Annotated in this window: 15 protein-coding genes and 1 pseudogene; 11 read left to right on the top strand and 5 right to left on the bottom strand. The window is 64.3% G+C overall.

The features are described 5' to 3' along the window. Window positions 1-97: pseudogene (locus tag VGH41_RS05410) on the bottom strand (O-acetylserine/cysteine exporter); the annotation flags it as partial. Between the two features lie 202 nt (window positions 98-299). On the opposite strand from VGH41_RS05410, the gene VGH41_RS05405 reads away from it, so the two are divergent. Together VGH41_RS05405 and trxA are read left to right on the top strand one after the other, a co-directional pair. After that, entirely contained in the window at window positions 300-1184 is an 885-nt protein-coding gene (locus VGH41_RS05405; RefSeq protein WP_331596314.1) for a pirin family protein, read from the top strand. Between the two features lie 169 nt (window positions 1185-1353). After that, on the top strand, window positions 1354-2202 hold the full coding sequence (trxA, locus tag VGH41_RS05400) for a thioredoxin (RefSeq protein ID WP_331596313.1): 849 nt from the start codon (window positions 1354-1356) through the stop codon (window positions 2200-2202). Window positions 2203-2306: 104 nt separating this feature from the next. On the opposite strand, the gene tcdA is transcribed toward trxA, so the two are convergent. After that, window positions 2307-3170, bottom strand: a complete 864-nt coding sequence (gene tcdA / locus VGH41_RS05395; protein WP_331596312.1) for a tRNA cyclic N6-threonylcarbamoyladenosine(37) synthase TcdA — start codon at window positions 3168-3170, stop codon at window positions 2307-2309. A 252-nt stretch (window positions 3171-3422) separates the two neighbouring features. On the opposite strand from tcdA, the gene pdxH reads away from it, so the two are divergent. From pdxH to VGH41_RS05380, 3 genes are all read left to right on the top strand, one after another. Continuing rightward, window positions 3423-4064, top strand: a complete 642-nt coding sequence (gene pdxH, locus VGH41_RS05390; RefSeq protein WP_331596311.1) for a pyridoxamine 5'-phosphate oxidase — start codon at window positions 3423-3425, stop codon at window positions 4062-4064. Between the two features lie 149 nt (window positions 4065-4213). Then, window positions 4214-5428 (top strand): cyclopropane-fatty-acyl-phospholipid synthase family protein, encoded by a 1215-nt coding sequence (locus VGH41_RS05385; RefSeq protein WP_331596310.1) that lies wholly within the window; start codon window positions 4214-4216, stop codon window positions 5426-5428. A 73-nt stretch (window positions 5429-5501) separates the two neighbouring features. After that, a complete protein-coding gene (locus tag VGH41_RS05380; RefSeq protein WP_331596309.1) occupies window positions 5502-6827 on the top strand; it encodes a DUF72 domain-containing protein in 1326 nt (441 codons plus the stop codon). A gap of 54 nt (window positions 6828-6881) precedes the next feature. On the opposite strand, the gene msrA is transcribed toward VGH41_RS05380, so the two are convergent. After that, window positions 6882-7430 carry a peptide-methionine (S)-S-oxide reductase MsrA gene (gene msrA / locus VGH41_RS05375; RefSeq protein ID WP_331596308.1) on the bottom strand — a complete coding sequence of 183 codons (549 nt, stop codon included), beginning with the start codon at window positions 7428-7430 and terminating at the stop codon, window positions 6882-6884. Between the two features lie 282 nt (window positions 7431-7712). Here msrA and VGH41_RS05370 point away from each other — a divergent pair, with 282 nt between their 5' ends. Beyond that, window positions 7713-8222 carry a flavin reductase family protein gene (locus VGH41_RS05370; protein WP_331596307.1) on the top strand — a complete coding sequence of 170 codons (510 nt, stop codon included), beginning with the start codon at window positions 7713-7715 and terminating at the stop codon, window positions 8220-8222. 63 nt (window positions 8223-8285) lie between these two features. On the opposite strand, the gene VGH41_RS05365 is transcribed toward VGH41_RS05370, so the two are convergent. Further along, the gene (locus tag VGH41_RS05365; protein ID WP_331596306.1) at window positions 8286-8798 is read right to left on the bottom strand and encodes an Lrp/AsnC family transcriptional regulator; all 513 of its coding nucleotides are present in this window, start codon (window positions 8796-8798) and stop codon (window positions 8286-8288) included. Window positions 8799-8952: 154 nt separating this feature from the next. Between VGH41_RS05365 and kynB the strand changes: the two genes are divergently transcribed. Genes kynB through kynA form a run of 3 tightly spaced genes read left to right on the top strand, consistent with a single transcriptional unit; the run spans window position 8953 to window position 11843 of the window. Continuing rightward, entirely contained in the window at window positions 8953-9597 is a 645-nt protein-coding gene (kynB, locus tag VGH41_RS05360; RefSeq protein WP_331596305.1) for an arylformamidase, read from the top strand. Window positions 9598-9624: 27 nt separating this feature from the next. Next, the gene (gene kynU / locus VGH41_RS05355) at window positions 9625-10875 is read left to right on the top strand and encodes a kynureninase (RefSeq protein WP_331596304.1); all 1251 of its coding nucleotides are present in this window, start codon (window positions 9625-9627) and stop codon (window positions 10873-10875) included. Window positions 10876-10886: 11 nt separating this feature from the next. Then, window positions 10887-11843, top strand: coding sequence for a tryptophan 2,3-dioxygenase (kynA, locus tag VGH41_RS05350; protein ID WP_331596303.1), 957 nt, complete (start codon window positions 10887-10889; stop codon window positions 11841-11843). Between the two features lie 56 nt (window positions 11844-11899). Here the strand turns inward: kynA and VGH41_RS05345 are convergent, their stop codons facing one another. Next, on the bottom strand, window positions 11900-12637 hold the full coding sequence (locus VGH41_RS05345; protein ID WP_331596302.1) for an SDR family oxidoreductase: 738 nt from the start codon (window positions 12635-12637) through the stop codon (window positions 11900-11902). Window positions 12638-13047: 410 nt separating this feature from the next. Here VGH41_RS05345 and dalD point away from each other — a divergent pair, with 410 nt between their 5' ends. Together dalD and xylB are read left to right on the top strand one after the other, a co-directional pair. Beyond that, window positions 13048-14457 carry a D-arabinitol 4-dehydrogenase gene (gene dalD, locus VGH41_RS05340; RefSeq protein ID WP_331596301.1) on the top strand — a complete coding sequence of 470 codons (1410 nt, stop codon included), beginning with the start codon at window positions 13048-13050 and terminating at the stop codon, window positions 14455-14457. A gap of 260 nt (window positions 14458-14717) precedes the next feature. Beyond that, a complete protein-coding gene (xylB, locus tag VGH41_RS05335) occupies window positions 14718-16199 on the top strand; it encodes a xylulokinase (protein WP_331596300.1) in 1482 nt (493 codons plus the stop codon). Window positions 16200-16239 lie beyond the last annotated feature (40 nt).

Genomic DNA, 16239 nt, shown 5'->3' with positions numbered 1-16239 from the left:
TCGGCGGTACGCCGTGCAGCCCCACCTTGATCACGACAAAGTTCACGCCCCACGCCACGACGACGACCAGCGCGAGCAGCAGATCCTTTGGCGTCATCGCCGTCTCCTGAAGTTGTTTGAAAGGGGAGTTTAGCGGAGTGGGGATTGAAAAAACCATAGCCTGGATAGGCGCCTTGAGCAGAAGTCACACGATTCAGCGCGGCGCAAACCGACAGTCTCTCGCGGCTCGCCGCCCCAAAACGGCACCGTCCCCCGCTCCCCAGTAGAATGACCCTCATTCACCACCTACCGAGCTGCCCATGTCCTCATCGATCAAAGCAGTCCTCAAGCCCCATCTGCGCGACGTCGGCAGTCTGACCGTGCGGCGCGTGCTGCCCGCCATGGCCGCGCGTCTGATCGGCCCGTTCATTTTCTTCGACCACATGGGCCCCGCTACACTCGAACCGGGTGTCGGCCTCGATGTGCGGCCGCATCCGCATATCGGACTCGCCACTGTCACCTATCTGTTCGAAGGCGCGATCATGCATCGCGACAGCCTCGGCTCCGAACAGAAAATCGTCCCCGGCGACGTCAACTGGATGACCGCCGGCCGCGGCATCGTCCATTCCGAACGCACGCCCGCCGAAGATCGCGCGAGCGGCCAGACCATGCACGGCATCCAGACCTGGGTTGCATTGCCGCTCGAACACGAAGACGTCGAGCCGTCGTTCGAGCATCACGCCGCCGCCACGCTGCCGGAAATCGAGCGCAACGGCGTCACGCTGCGCGTCATCGCCGGCACGGCGTTCGGCCAGACCGCGCCGGTCACGACGTTTTCAGGCACGCTCTATGTAGCGGCGCATTTCACGCCGGGCGGCGCGTTCGCGCTCGAACCGGAACACGAAGAGCGCGGCGTGTACCTGGTGGAAGGCGATCTCGAAATCGACGGCACCCCGCTCGAAGTCGGTCAGATGGCTGTGCTGGCACTGGACGAAACGGTTACGCTCGCCAGCACCGGCGGCGCCACGGTGATGCTGCTCGGCGGCGAGAAGCTGGACGGCGAGCGCTTCATCGACTGGAATTTTGTCGCCAGTTCGCGTGAGAAAATCGAGCAGGCCAAACTCGCGTGGACCAATCAGGAAATGGGGCATGTGCCCGGGGAAACGGAGTTTATCCCGCTGCCCGAGCGCAAACCGACGCATTAGCCGGGGCGCGTCCGTCGAGCCCGCCAAACGGGCATTGGACAGGCGCGCCCGGCGCACCCAGGTGGCCGGGCTCCGGGCTCGCCACGCCCGCGCGTCGAGCATTGAACCCAGCGCGTTCGCCCCCATCTGGTGAAACGAATAAACGAATCGTTATACGGACGAGGAAGCAATGGAAACCACCCTGGCAACTTTTGAAAAAGACGTAATCGCGGCCTCGACGCTCGCGCCGGTGCTGGTCGACTTCTGGGCGGAATGGTGTGGCCCGTGCAAGACGCTCGGTCCGATGCTGGAAAAGCTCGAAGCCGAATACGCCGGCAAGTGGCGTCTCGTGAAGGTCAACGTCGACGAGAATCAGGAACTGGCCGCGCACTTCCAGGTGCGCAGCATTCCGCACGTGGTCGCGTTTGCTGACGGCCAGCCGGTCGACCAGTTCATCGGCGTGCTGCCGGAAAGCCAGTTGCGCGCTTTCATCGACCGGCTGGTGCCGGAAGGCGCCGAAGCCGCGCGCGTCGAAGCGCAGGCGGCCCTTGCCGAAGGCCGTCGCCCAGACGCCTACGACGCACTGAAGGCCGCGCTCGCTTACGATCCGGGCTTTGACGACGCACGCATGGACCTGATCGAGATGCTGCTGGAAGACAACCAGATCGACGAGGCGCGCAACCAGGTCGACGTGCTATCGCCGAAAACAACCCAGGGAATCGACCCGCGCTTCAATGCCATCAAGACACGCCTCGACGCTGTGGATGCCGCCGCCGACCTGCCGCCCACCGACGCGCTCGAAGCCCGCGTCGTCGCCGACCCGGCCGACCTCGAAGCCCGCTTCGACCTCGCCAGCGCACTGATTGCGCGGCGCAAGTACGCGGGCGCGCTCGAGCATCTGCTGGCCATCGTGCAGCGCGACCGCACGTTCCGCGACGACATTGGCCGCAAAACCATGCTGTCGGTGTTCGATCTGGCCGCGCATCAGCCGGAAATCGTCGCGCAGTGGCGCCGCAAGCTCAGCGCGGCGTTGTACTGACCGACTGATCCGCAGCGGTTCACTCCGTTCAGGCGCGGCGCGAAGTGTGACGCGTGCGCGCCTGAGCGTCTTGTAACGCCCCCACCCCGGCTGCGCTAGAAGAATTACGCCGCCGCGCGCTGCGCCAGCGCGCGCAAGACATGTGCGGCCGCAGCAAAGCCGAAGCTTGCCGTCACGCACACGCTCGAACCAAACCCCGCGCAGTTCAATCCGACCGGCCCGGTATGGCCCGGTGTGGTCGTCACGTGCTCGGCCTCTTCGTCGATGTCGCAAACCGCCACTTCCGGATAGATCAGCGGCTCGTCCGAATACACCGCACTCACTTTGAACTTCGCCTTCGGCCCGCGCGGGAAGCCGTGCTGTTTGCGCAGTTGCGCGCGCACTTTCGACAGCAACGGGTCCTGGATGGTAAGCGCCAGATCGTCGATGCGGATGCGCGTCGGATCGAGCTGGCCGCCCGCGCCGCCCACCGTGATCAACGGCTGGCCCTGTTCGACGCACCATGCGATCAACGCGGTCTTGGTGCGCACGCTGTCGATTGCATCGATCACATAATCGAAGCCGCCGCCCAGTACCGACGCAAAGTTATCCGGCTCAATGAAGTCTTCTACTAGACGCACATCACACAGCGGGTTGATCTGCGCAATCCGCTCGGCCATCGCTTCGACTTTCGGCTTGCCATAGTTGCCGTCGAGCGCATGAATCTGCCGGTTTGTATTGCTCTCGGCAACATTGTCGAGATCGATCAACGTGAGCGAACCCACCGCACTCCGCGCGAGCGCCTCGGCCACCCACGAGCCGACGCCGCCGATGCCGATCACCGCCACCCGCGCGCGCTCGAACGCGGCGAGCGCCGGCGCGCCGTACAGCCGTGCAATGCCGCCGAAACGCCGCGCGTGGTCGGCGTCTTCAAAGGCCCCGGGGCCGGTAGTAAGATCGTTGTGGACGGTTTCGGTGGGGGTCGACATGGTCAGAGGGCTCGTCGTGATCGAACAAAAAAGCAGAGAAAAAACGGGCGCGCGGCGCACTGGGCTTCAGTCCAAACCGCATACGTCAAAGACGTGCGCGAGCCAATCCGCTATTTTGCCTGATCACGTGACATCGGGCCGGCCGCGATGACATACCCATCGGCATTTCAGGCCCCGCGAGGCCTGTCGCGCCGCACGCAGAAAATTCGTTCCCTGGCTATACTGGCCCAACTGTAGCGCTCGCATAAGAAGATGACCACACTCGCTGACCTCCGCAAAAATTATTCGCTCGGTTCGCTGGACGTAGCCGATGTCGATCGCAATCCGATCCGTCAATTCGACGCGTGGTTTGCGCAGGCCGTCGAGGCAAAGCTACCCGAGCCGAATACGATGACGCTGGCCACGGTCGATGCGCGCGGCCGTCCTTCGGCGCGCATCGTGCTGATCAAGCGTGTCGACGAGCGGGGGTTCGTGTTCTTCACCAACTACGAAAGCCGCAAGGGCCGCGAACTCGCGGACAACCCGCATGCAAGCCTGCTGTTTTACTGGATCGAACTGGAGCGCCAGGTGCGCGTCGAGGGCAGCGTGGTCCAGACCAGTGCCGAGGAAAGCGATCAGTACTTCTACTCGCGGCCGCTCGGTTCGCGGATCGGTGCATGGGCATCGGAACAGAGTCAGGTAATTGAAAGCCGCGCGGCACTCGAAGCGCGTGAAAAGGAAATCAGCGCGCAATACGGTGAACATCCGCCGCGGCCGCCACATTGGGGCGGCTACCGTCTGATTCCCGATGCAATAGAATTCTGGCAAGGCCGGCCGTCGCGTTTGCACGATCGCCTGCTCTACACTCGTTCGGCTGATAGCAGCGATTGGCAGATCGCCCGTCTATCGCCCTGAATCTATATACAACGCCGGTGCCCGCGCTGCCATAGAAGCAGCGCCCACACCGGCTGGGTCGCGCGGCCATCGAGGCTTGGGAATCACGCCACGGCACGCAGCGGCTGTGAAAGCTTTGCTTTGTATTTCATCGGACGCGGAGAGATCGCATGTTCTGGGAGAAAAAGCTGGCGCAGTGGGTGGAAGAAGTACGAACCAGGGCGAACCTGCCAGCACGCCTTGTACTGTGGGACGGTCAGCAACACGACTTCGGCACCTTCGCGGCACCGCAAGTCACACTGAAAGTGAACAGTGCCTCGGCGCTGCCGCTGCTGCTCGAACCGAGCCTCGACAATCTGGGCGAGGCGTACGTGAAGGGCAAGATCGACATAGAAGGCAAGCTGTCGGACATCATCAACATCGGCTACTCGCTCGCGCGTAGCACGGTGACGAGCGCAGGCAAGCTCGCCCGCGTACGACGCTACTTCAGTCATTCGAAATCGTCGGACAAAAAAGCTATTCAGTACCACTACGATGTCTCGAACGAGTTCTACAAGCTGTGGCTCGACGAGAACATGGTGTACTCGTGTGCGTACTTCGAAAACGGCGACGAAGATCTCGCCGCCGCGCAGATCAAGAAGATCGACCACATCCTGACGAAAATCCAGTTGCAACCCGGCCAGCGTCTGCTGGATATCGGCTGCGGCTGGGGCGCGCTCGTGTTGCGTGCTGCCTCCAGATTCGGTGCGAAGTGCGTGGGCGTGACGCTGTCGCAAAACCAGTTCGATCTGGCAACCGCGCGCGTCAAGGCGGCCGGTCTGGAAGACAGGATCGAGATCCGCCTGCAGGACTACCGCGACGTCGACGGGCAGTTCGATCGCATCACCAGCGTCGGCATGTTCGAACACGTCGGCCGCAAGAATCTGCCGGGCTACTTCAAGAAGATGCACGATCTGCTGGTCGACGACGGCGTCGCCATGAACCACGGCATCACCTCGAGCGATTCGGATAGCGGCGAGACGGCGCTGGGCGGCGGCGAGTTCATCGACCGCTATGTGTTCCCGGACGGCGAACTGCCGCACATCAGCCTCGCGCTCGAAGCCATGCAGCGCGGCGGCCTCGAAGCGGTTGACGTCGAAAGTTTGCGCCGTCACTATGCGCACACGCTCGACATCTGGGCGGAAAACTTCGAAACCCACGCTGAAGCAGCACGCAAGCTGGTGGACGACGAGAAATTCCGCATCTGGCGCGTGTATCTGGCGGGCTGCGCGTACGCGTTCGAGAACGACGACGTGTCGATCTACCAGGTGGTGTGCCGCAAGGCCGGTCGCAGCGCGACGAGCCTGCCGTGGTCGCGGCATTATATGTACGACAAATCGCTGTGACGCGGTTGCGCCGGAGCTCAGCACCGTCGTGCAGCCGCCCCGGCGCACTCTTCAACACAGCACACCTGGACAGATGGACGAAGGCAGAGCAGGCGAATTCCCGCGCGTGACGGGCGACGGTCATCGGGTTGACGATGCGAGCGGGCAAGCCGGACAACTGGATCTGTTCGGTATGCCGGTTGTGGTGACTGGTGCTGCGAATGGTGCGGATGGCACGGCAAGCGGCGCTCGCCGCAGTGGGTCAGCCATCTCGGCCTCCGTTTCCGCGGCACAGCACACCGCACCTGAGTCCACGGTGCCGGGTGTCGCCACGCTCTGGCAGGATGAAGAGACGCCACCCGCCCTCGCCGATGAGCCGGCCTCAGCGCCTGCCACCCCACCCAAAAAACGCCGCACCCGGGTGGTTTTCGCCGTCGACCCCTCGCCCGAAGTGCTGGAAGTGGCCAACGCGCTGCCGCCGCAGGTGCATCTGGGTACCTCGACGTGGTCGTTTCCGGGCTGGAAGGGCATCGTCTACGGCGACGACTACAGCAACAGCAAGCTCTCGCGCGACGGCCTCAGCGCCTATGGCGCGCATCCGCTGCTGCGAACGGTGAGCATCGACCGTTCGTTTTATGCGCCGCTGACCATCACCGATTACCTGCGCTATGCCCAGCAGGTGCCGGATCACTTCCGCTTCATCGTCAAGGCGCCCGCGCTGGTCACCGACGCCACCGTGCGCGCCGAACGCGGCGAACCGGTGTCGCTCAATCCGTGCTTCCTGAATGCACAGCTGGCAATTGATGAATTCGTGCGGCCCTGCCTCGACGGTTTAGGCGCGAAAGCGGGTTCGCTGGTGTTCCAGTTTTCGCCGTTGCCAGATCAGATGCTGGCGGCCCTGGCGGGCTTCATCGAACGACTCGGCGAGTTTCTGGCGGCCTTGCCGGCGCTGCCGGATGGCACGAGCTACGCGGTCGAAATCCGCGATGCCTGTCTGTTGACGCCGCGCTTCATTCGCACGCTCAAGGCGGCCGGCGTGCGCTATTGCGTCGGAATTCACGCACGGATGCCGGATCCGCTGCGGCAGGCGGCAGCGCTGGCGCTGCTGGATGGCGACGAGCCGGCCGGTCCGCTGATCGTGCGCTGGAGCCTGCATGGCGGCTTCAGGTATGAGCAGGCGAAGGCCAAATACGAGCCGTTCGACCGCCTGGTGGATGAGGATCCGGCTACCCGTATCGCTCTCGCCGAGCTGGCGGCACGCTACGCGTTTGCCGGTCAGCCGGTGGTGATTGCAGTCAACAACAAGGCCGAGGGATCGGCGCCCTTGACCTGCGTGAAACTGGGGCGTGCGATCGCCGACGCCTACGCGCGGATCAGCGAGGAAAGCGCACCCGGCAAGGCGGACGAGCCTGCCGGATGAGCCGGCGCGCTTTGGATTGCGAAATTCCGCAAACGCGCCGACGCCATCAGAGGATCAACTCGCCTTGATCCGATGGGCAAACTTCTGCCGAAACTTCGCGACCTTCGGCGCGACCACGAACGAGCAATAGCCCTGATTCGGATGCTGCGCGAAATAGTTCTGATGATAGGCTTCGGCGGGCCAGTAGTTGCCGTCGAGCGGCAGCACCTGGGTGACGATCTGCCCGTCGTAGATGCCTTCGGCGGCAATCTCGCGGATCGCCTGCAAGGCCGTTTCGCGCTGCGCGTCCGAATGCGTGAAGATCACCGAGCGGTATTGCGTGCCGACATCGTTGCCCTGCCGGTTAAGCTGGGTCGGATCGTGGATCGCGAAGAAAATGTCGAGAATCTCGCGGAAGCTGATTTTCGCCGGATCGAATTCGACCTTCACCACTTCGGCGTGGCCCGTCTCGCCGTCGCAGACCTGCTCATAGGTCGGCCGGCTCACCTGGCCGCCCGCATAGCCGGATTCCACCGCCGTCACACCGTCGACACCCAGGTACACCGCTTCGAGGCACCAGAAACACCCACCACCGAGGGTGGCAATTTCGCCTGTCTGACTCATGCTGCCTGCTCCTTGTTGAATGCCGCCCGCTCTAGCGCTGGGCCACGCCGCGCTGCCGCCCGATTCGTCAGCCTGGCGGCCATACCGGTCACGCGCATAAAGCGCGCCACGCTTCGTCTGAACGGGCCGCACCGTGGATAACCGCTACGCTTCACGGTCGGCCTGCCCGCGATTCCGTTAAAATTGGGACAAATCGCCGATTTTCTACATGACTTTCGAATCAATTTCTTCCATTCGCGCGCCACACTCCTCAGCCCTGTCAGCCCAGTGGACCCGCGTCCAATGAAGCACGCCAATCCGCCCAATTTCGACCAGACCGCCTTCAAACAGGCGCTGAGCCAGTTCGCCACCGGCGTCACGGTGATCACCACCCGTGCGGCGTCCGGCCAGCTGATCGGCATTACCGCCAGTTCGTTCAATTCCGTGTCGCTCGCGCCGCCGCTGGTGTTGTGGAGCCTCGCGACGCGCTCGGCGTCAATGCCGGTGTTCCGCAGCAACAGTCATTATGTGGTCAACGTGCTGGCCGCGTCGCAGCTCGACCTGTGCAAGCGCTTTGCCACCGTGAAGGGGGATCGTTTCGAAGGGGTTTCGCACGCGGCGGGCGATTCCGGCATGCCGGTGCTCGACGGTGCGCTAGCGTGGTTTGAATGCCATAACCGCAGCCGCTATGAAGAAGGCGACCACGTCATTTTCGTAGGCGAAGTGGAACGCTGCGGCGTGCGGGAACACGCCGAGGACGTGGAGCCGCTGGTGTTCCAGAACGGCCAGTTCCACGGGCTGAAGCGGCTCTAGTCCTCAGGCCGTTTCAGGCCGTGTTAGGCGGTGTTACGCCGTGCCAGGCCGCTTAAGACCGCTTCACGCCGAACCGCCGCCGCTGCCCGCTTCCGCGCCGGGCACCAGTGCCACCGGCACGCCCGAGTCCTCCTTGAGCGTCTGCAGCACGATGTTCGAGCGGATATCCATTACGCCGGGCGCCTTGTACAGACGTTGCAGCACGAAATCCGAATAGTGCTTGAGGTTGTGCGCGAGCACGCGCAGCAGGTAGTGCGTCTCGCCGGTCACGACGAACGCGCCGACCACCTCCGGCCAGTCTCGCAACGCCTCCGCGAAGGTCTCATGCCAGTTTTGCTGGTCGTTGCGCATGGATACCTGCACGAACGCTTCCAGTTCGAAACCCAGCACCTCACGGTTCAGGCACGCCCGGTAACGTTCGATGACCCCCTGCTCCTCCAGCAGCCGAAGTCGCCGCAGGCAAGCCGATGGCGAGAGCGAGATTCGCTCCGCCAGGTCTAGATTGCTGATCCTTCCTTCTTGCTGAAGCACCGTCAAGATACGGCAATCGGTGGCGTCGAGCGAGATCGCGTTCATATTCGGTCTCCCTTTCCCATTTGCATCAAATTATGTTCCAAGAGAGAGCAAAAAACGAGATTTTTTCGCAAGCACATTTCGCGACAGCACGCCTATCATTCCTGCCATAAGCCGTTCTGACCCATCGGAGACCCGCAGGAGACGCACAAAAGACATGAGTACGATCTGGGACATCACCCCTGCCATCGACCCCGCCACGCCCGTCTGGCCGGGCGATACGCCGGTCGGCATCGAGCGCGTCTGGCGCATGGAAGCCGGCTCGCCGGTCAACGTGGCACGCCTGACGATCTCGCCCCACACCGGCGCGCATACCGACGCCCCGCTCCACTATGACGAGCACGGCGCTGCGATCGGCGCGGTGCCGCTCGACACCTATCTGGGGCCATGCCGGGTGATTCACTGCATCGGCGCTACGCCGGTCGTGACACCCGGGCATCTCGACGGCGCGCTGCGCGACGTGCCGCCACGCGTGCTGCTGCGCACCTACCAAAGCGCGCCCACCAGCGCATGGGACAGCGCCTTTTGCGCGGTCGCGCCGGAGACGATCGACCTGCTTGCGGCCCACGGCGTCAGGCTGATCGGCATCGACACGCCGTCGCTGGACCCGCAGGATTCGAAGACGATGGACGCGCATCACCGGATCCGCACACACGGCATGGCAATCCTCGAAGGCATCGTGCTGGATGCCGTCGCACCCGGCGACTACGAGTTGATCGCGCTGCCGCTCAAATTCGCCACGCTCGACGCCAGCCCGGTTCGCGCGGTACTGCGCGCCTTGACTGCCACGCCCGGCCTCTAACGACTCCCACCCTTTGACTGGATCACCATGAACAACCGTGAAGAAGCCGTTGCGCTCGACCGAGCCGATCCGCTCGCGCCGCTGCGCGACCAGTTCGCGCTGCCGACCACCACGATTTATCTCGACGGCAATTCGCTCGGCGTACCGCCGGCCGCCGCCGCGCAGCGCGCCCAGACCGTGATTGCCGCTGAATGGGGCGAAGGGCTGATCCGCAGCTGGAATGGCGCGGGCTGGTTCGCGCTGCCACGGCGGCTCGGCAACAAGCTCGCGCCGCTGATCGGCGCGGCGCACAACGAGGTGGTCGTCACCGATACGATTTCGATCAACCTGTTCAAGCTGCTCTCGGCTGCGCTACGGATGGCGCATCAGCGCGACCCGAAGCGGCGGGTGATCGTCTCGGAGCGTTCGAACTTTCCGTCGGATCTGTACATCGCCCAGGGTCTGATCGAACAGCTCGACCGCGGCTATGAACTGCGCCTCGTCGACGATCCATCCGAGCTGCCCGCGGCGATTGGCGACGACACGGCAATCGCCATGATTACGCACGTCAACTATCGCACCGGCTACATGCACGATATGGCCGCGTTGACCCGGCTGATCCACGACAGGGGCGCGCTCGCGCTGTGGGATCTTGCGCATTCGGCGGGCGCGGTGCCGGTGGATCTGAATGGCGTCGGCGCGGACTATGCGGTGGGCTGCACCTACAAGTATCTGAACGGCGGACCGGGTTCGCCGGCGTTCGTGTGGGTGCCGCACCGGCATCAGAGTGCGTTCGCGCAGCCGCTGTCCGGCTGGTGGGGACACCGCGCACCGTTCGAGATGAATCCGGTTTATCAGCCCGATGACGGCGTCGGCCGCTTTTTGTGCGGCACGCAACCGATGGTCTCGATGGCGCTGATCGAATGCGGACTCGACGTGTTTCTGCAAACCGATATGCAGGCGATCCGCCAGAAGTCGCTCGCGCTGACCGATCTGTTCATCGAACTGGTCGAAGCGCGCTGCGCCGAGTTTCCGCTCGAACTCGTCACGCCGCGTGAGCACGCGCAGCGCGGCTCGCATGCGAGCTTCGCGCATCCGCACGGCTATGAAGTGATGCAGGCATTGATCGCACGCGGCGTGATCGGCGACTATCGCGAACCGCGTGTGTTGCGCTTCGGCTTTACGCCGCTGTACACGCGCTTCGTCGATGTATGGGATGCCGTCGAAACGCTGCACGAAGTGCTCGCCAAAGAGACCTGGCGGGCGCCCGAGTTTGCGGCGCGCGGCGCGGTGACCTGAGGAGACGCGCGATGACCGATCACATGCAAACGCCTGGTTTGCCGGAAACACCAGGCGTGCCGGGCGCAACGGCGTCCGCACAAGGCTGCCCGTTCGGGCATGGCGGCGCGGCGCCAGCCCACGCGGCGACCCACGTGCCGCCCGCCGACGACGCCTGGCACAACGCCCAGCTCGATTTCTCGAAGTCGATGAGCTATGGCGATTATCTGTCGCTGGGTTCGATCCTGTCGGCCCAGCATCCGCTCTCGCCGGACCACAACGAGATGCTGTTCATCATCCAGCATCAGACGAGCGAACTATGGATGAAGCTCGCGTTGTATGAACTGCGTGCCGCGCTCGACGCAGTGCATCGCGATGAATTGCCGCCCGCCTTCAAGATGCTCGCACGCGTGTCGCGCATCCTGGAGCAACTGGTGCAGGCGTGGAGCGTGCTATCGACGCTGACGCCGTCTGAATACACCGCGATGCGGCCATATCTCGGCAGTTCGTCCGGGTTCCAGTCGCACCAGTATCGGCAGATCGAGTTTCTGCTCGGCAACAAGAATGAGCTGATGCTCAAGCCGCATGCACATCGTCCCGAGGTGCTCGCGGAAGTTCGGGCCACGCTCGCAGCGCCCTCGTTCTATGACGAAGTGATCCGCCTGCTCGCGCGGCGCGGCTTTGCGATTGCGCCCGAACGGCTCGAGCGCGACTGGACCCAACCGACCACGCACGACGCATCGGTCGAAGCGGCGTGGCTCGAGGTCTATCGCAATCCGTCGCAGTATTGGGAGCTGTACGAAATGGCCGAGGAACTGGTGGATCTGGAAGACGCGTTCCGTCAGTGGCGCTTTCGCCATGTGACGACGGTGGAGCGGATTATCGGTTCCAAGCAAGGCACGGGCGGCACGAGCGGCGCGGCGTATCTGCGAAAAATGCTGGACGTGGTGCTGTTTCCAGAACTGTGGCAGGTTCGGACCATGCTATAGGCGACAGGCTGCCGGCGACAGACGAGCGCGGTGAGACGCCGCGCTCGCCGCGCCGCTCAACGCGCCGTATAGCCGCCATCGATCGGCAAGGCCACACCGCTGATCATCGAAGCCGCGTCGCTCAGCAAAAACAGGATCGGCTGCGCTACCTCGTGCGGCTGCGCAAAGCGCCGCAACGGAATGCCCTGCAACGCAAGCTCGCGCCGAGCGGGATCGCTCCACGCCTGCACCGCCATCGGCGTGAGCGTCACCGTGGGATTCACGCTATTCACGCGGATCCCATACGGCCCAAGCTCGATACAAAGGGTCCGTGTGATGGCATCCAGCGCGGCCTTCGACGCCGAATAACTCAGATGATCATCCAGCGCCGCCAGCGCCGCCTGGCTCGATACATTGACGATGCTGCCCTGCCGCCGGCCCGCCATCATTCCGCGCGCTACATGACGCGCCACCAGCGCCGCCCCGCGCGCATTCACCGCCATCACGCGGTCGAAACTCTCTGCCGTCGTATCCACTGCCTTCTCGAGCACGGTGATGCCCGCGCAATTGACCAGGCCGTCGAAGGCGTCGAGATCCGCGAGCGCTTCGTGAATGGCTTCCGGACTGCCCACGTCGAGCACCAGCGGATCGCAGCCAGTCTCTTCGGCGAGGTGCGCCAGTTCGTTCACGTTGCGCGAAGCCGCGACGACGTTCGCACCGCTGGCGCATAACAGTTCGACGGTCGCGCGGCCAATGCCGCTCGACGCCCCGGTGACGAGAATCGAACGGCCCGAAAAATCGAACGTGGTATTCATGCCGGGTGCAAAGGACGAGCAGCGGGTAACAACTAAAGGTAACCCTGAAAAGCACGACAGGCCACTCTTAAAGAAACCGCGGACCGATACTTTTTTCACCCGGGCTGGTCCCGGCGCAAAGCAGGTCAAATTTGATGCGACGCAGCAGCGCCGCAGAAGCCCTTGGCACACCCCTGGCGGGTTGCCAGCTCGCCGCTTAAGCCCGTGCCACGCCGCGCTGCGCCACAGATAGCCGGGTTTGCCGCCTTGACTTTCGATTCGCCGGGTACGATCATTCGCTCACAGACAGAGCAAATGCTCCGCATCAGAAAACGCACGCGCAGATCGTGCGCGAAAGATTTTCGCAAACATATTGCATGGGACCGGACTGCCCGCTCAAGCGCCAGATCCGGTCGACAAAGGAGACGCAAATGAACAGCGGCCAAGGCGGCGTCGCGGACGCCCATGTGATCTTGCACATCGGCGCAGGATCGTTTCATCGCGCCCATCAGGCGTGGTATCTGCACAAGCTCAACGAAATTCGCAAGGACGGCGAGCCGCGCTGGTCGCTCACGGTCGGCAATATTCGCGGCGACATGAACCCCGTGCTCGAAGGGCTGGCTGCGCAGGACGGCGTGTATACGCTCGAAACGGTCACGCCCGCCGGCGAGCGCGCCTATGAGACGGTCCGCTCGATCGAACGCGTGTTGCCCTGGTCCGCGAGTCTCGACGGACTGATCGAAGCGGGGGCCGATCCGGCCTGCAAGGTCATCGCGTTCACCGTCACGGAAGGCGGCTACTACCTCGACGAACACGACCGCCTCGACACCGCCAACCCGGACCTCGGCGCCGATCTCAAGGGCGGCCACGGCACCATTTACGGTGCGCTGGCGGCTATCCTCGAAGCGCGCATGCAAAGCAACGCGGGCCCGGTCACGCTGCAAAGCTGCGACAACCTGCGCAGCAACGGCGAGCGATTCCACGCGGGCATGAGCGAGTTTCTCGAACGACGCGGCGCCAACCCGCTGAAGGCATGGTTCGACGCCAACACGAGCTCGCCCAGTTCGATGGTCGACCGCATCACGCCGCGTCCGACGCCCGACGTGCGCGAACGCGTGCTGGCCGCCACCGGCTTCGACGATGCCGTGCCGGTGATGGGCGAAGCCTTTATCCAGTGGGTGATCGAAGATCGTTTTGTGGCCGGGCGTCCGGCGTGGGAGCGCGTCGGGGCGGAAATGGTCGAATCGGTGGTGCCGTACGAGGAGGCCAAAATCCGCATCCTCAACGCCACGCACAGCTGCATCGCGTGGGCCGGTACGCTGGTCGGACTGCGCTATATCCACGAAGGCACGCTTGACGCTGAGATCCGCCAGTTCGCCTACGACTACGTCACCCAGGACGTGATTCCGTGCCTCACGCCAAGCCCGCTGGATCTGGCGCGCTACCGCGACGTCGTGCTGGATCGCTTCAGCAATCCGCATATCCAGGACACGAATCAGCGGGTGGCCGCGGACGGCTTCTCGAAGATCCCGGGCTTTATCGCGCCGACGCTCTCCGAGTGCTTCGAGCGCGGTGTCGAACCAGCGGCCACGGCGATGCTGCCCGCGCTGTTCTTCCGGTTCCTCGATCGCTGGCAGGCCGGCAAGCTGCCGTACCAGTATCAGGACGGCGTGATGGATGAAAAGGTCGCGCGCGGGTTCTTTGCCGCGCCCGATCCATTGCAGGCGTTTTGCGCGGACCGGCTGCTGTGGGGCAGCATGGCGCAGACGCCCCACCTCGAAAAGGCGCTGCGCGGCGCGCTCGGCCGGGTGGACGGCTGGCTCGCCAAACGCGGCGCCTGAGTTCGATCATCTCTCACGCCGCGCGCCGACAGCGAAGCGCGGCGCGGGCTCAACGGGTACGAGCAGAGGTACGAGCAGAAACGAACCGGCCGGTTCAGGCATGTCGCGAACATGCCTGAACGCAAACCCGCCTCGCCGGCGCCGCCGCGACCCATCACGAATCCGCACCTGGCCGCCCACGGGTCAGGTCTAACGCCCATGGCATCGCCTGCCGTGTGCGGCTAAAGTAGCGCATCCTCATCGACGAAGGTTCCGCGCCCATGTATCTCGGCATCGACCTCGGCACGTCCGAAGTGAAAGTCCTGCTGCTCGCGTCCGATGGCCGCGTGATCGGCACGGCAGGTTCGCCGTTTACCGTCTCGCGCCCGCATCAGCGCTGGGCCGAACAGAATCCCTCCGACTGGTGGGAAGGCACGCGTGCCGCATTGTTCACGCTGCGCACGAGGCATCCCGACGAATTCGCGCAGATCCGCGGCATTGGCCTGTCCGGCCAGATGCACGGCGCAGTCCTGCTCGACGCGCAAGAGCGCGTGTTGCGCCCGGCCATCTTGTGGAACGACATGCGCAGCGTCGAGGAATGCGCCGAGCTGACCGAACGCGCGCCCGAATTGCACAGGATTGCCGGCAATCTGGCCATGCCCGGCTTCACCGCGCCGAAGCTGCTATGGGTCGCGCGCCATGAACCGGACATTTTCAAACAGACCGCTTACGTGCTGTTGCCGAAGGACTATCTGCGCTTGCAGCTGACCGGCGACAAGGTCTCCGATCCATCGGATGCGGCCGGCACGCTGTGGCTCGACGTCGCCAGACGCGACTGGTCCGACGCGCTGCTGGCCGCATGCGACATGCGCCGCTCGCAGATGCCGCGGCTGTGCGAAGGCAGCGAGTCGTCGGGCACCTTGCGCGCCGATGTCGCGCGCGAGTTCGGCCTGAGCGAAAGCGTCGTCGTGGCGGCGGGCGGTGGCGACAACGCGACCAGCGCGATCGGCATCGGTGCGACCCAGCCGGGCGACGGTTTCGTGTCGCTCGGCACGTCAGGCGTGTTATGCGTGGTGGGCGACAGCTTCCGGCCGAATCCTGCCTCGGCCGTGCACGCGTTTTGCCATGCGATTCCCGACCGCTGGCATCAGATGAGCGTCGTGCTGTCGGCGGCGAGTTGCCTGCGCTGGGTCTGCAAGCTCACCTCCACCGACGAGCCCACCCTGCTCGCCGAAATCGAAGCGCTCAAGCCCGATGCACTGGCGAGCGCGCCGTTCTTCCTGCCGTACCTGTCAGGCGAGCGTACGCCGCATAACGACCCGTACGCACAGGGCGTGTTCTTCGGCATGAGCCACGCAACGGATCGGGCGTTGCTCGGCTACGCGGTGCTCGAAGGCGTGAGCTTCGCGCTGACCGACGGACTCGACGCCCTGCGCGCGGCCGGCACTGAGGCCAGCGCGTTATCGCTGCTCGGCGGCGGAGCGCGCAGCAACTACTGGGCGCAACTGCTGGCCGACGCGCTGAACACGACCACCCGCAAGCACGGCGGCGGCGAAACCGGCGCAGCATTGGGCGCGGCACGTCTGGGCTGGCTCGCGGCAGGCGGCGATCCGGCCAAAGTCCTGACCAAGCCGCCGGTGGAACTCGAGTTCACGCCGAACCCCGAGCGGCACGCCGCGTTGCGCCAACGTCTCGAGGGTTTCCGCGCCTTGTACCGGCATGTGCGGCCGCTGTTCGACCCGTCGCGCGAGCGGCTGGCCTAGGTGATTCAGGTGATCTCCATGCCGGGATCGGCAGGCTGAG

It is taken from the genome of Paraburkholderia sp., from assembly GCF_036488795.1.
Lineage (GTDB): Bacteria > Pseudomonadota > Gammaproteobacteria > Burkholderiales > Burkholderiaceae > Paraburkholderia.
The sequence above is the reverse complement of the archived record's forward strand: the minus strand, read 5'-3'. Positions and strand labels throughout refer to the sequence as shown.

What these genes read in the sequence shown, in the direction of transcription:
- VGH41_RS05405 (WP_331596314.1), top strand. Translation starts at nt 300, where the DNA reads ATGTCCTCATCGATCAAAGCAGTCCTCAAGCCCCATCTGCGCGACGTC.
- trxA (WP_331596313.1), top strand. Translation starts at nt 1,354, where the DNA reads ATGGAAACCACCCTGGCAACTTTTGAAAAAGACGTAATCGCGGCCTCG.
- tcdA (WP_331596312.1), bottom strand. Translation starts at nt 3,170, where the DNA reads ATGTCGACCCCCACCGAAACCGTCCACAACGATCTTACTACCGGCCCC.
- pdxH (WP_331596311.1), top strand. Translation starts at nt 3,423, where the DNA reads ATGACCACACTCGCTGACCTCCGCAAAAATTATTCGCTCGGTTCGCTG.
- VGH41_RS05385 (WP_331596310.1), top strand. Translation starts at nt 4,214, where the DNA reads ATGTTCTGGGAGAAAAAGCTGGCGCAGTGGGTGGAAGAAGTACGAACC.
- VGH41_RS05380 (WP_331596309.1), top strand. Translation starts at nt 5,502, where the DNA reads ATGGACGAAGGCAGAGCAGGCGAATTCCCGCGCGTGACGGGCGACGGT.
- msrA (WP_331596308.1), bottom strand. Translation starts at nt 7,430, where the DNA reads ATGAGTCAGACAGGCGAAATTGCCACCCTCGGTGGTGGGTGTTTCTGG.
- VGH41_RS05370 (WP_331596307.1), top strand. Translation starts at nt 7,713, where the DNA reads ATGAAGCACGCCAATCCGCCCAATTTCGACCAGACCGCCTTCAAACAG.
- VGH41_RS05365 (WP_331596306.1), bottom strand. Translation starts at nt 8,798, where the DNA reads ATGAACGCGATCTCGCTCGACGCCACCGATTGCCGTATCTTGACGGTG.
- kynB (WP_331596305.1), top strand. Translation starts at nt 8,953, where the DNA reads ATGAGTACGATCTGGGACATCACCCCTGCCATCGACCCCGCCACGCCC.
- kynU (WP_331596304.1), top strand. Translation starts at nt 9,625, where the DNA reads ATGAACAACCGTGAAGAAGCCGTTGCGCTCGACCGAGCCGATCCGCTC.
- kynA (WP_331596303.1), top strand. Translation starts at nt 10,887, where the DNA reads ATGACCGATCACATGCAAACGCCTGGTTTGCCGGAAACACCAGGCGTG.
- VGH41_RS05345 (WP_331596302.1), bottom strand. Translation starts at nt 12,637, where the DNA reads ATGAATACCACGTTCGATTTTTCGGGCCGTTCGATTCTCGTCACCGGG.
- dalD (WP_331596301.1), top strand. Translation starts at nt 13,048, where the DNA reads ATGAACAGCGGCCAAGGCGGCGTCGCGGACGCCCATGTGATCTTGCAC.
- xylB (WP_331596300.1), top strand. Translation starts at nt 14,718, where the DNA reads ATGTATCTCGGCATCGACCTCGGCACGTCCGAAGTGAAAGTCCTGCTG.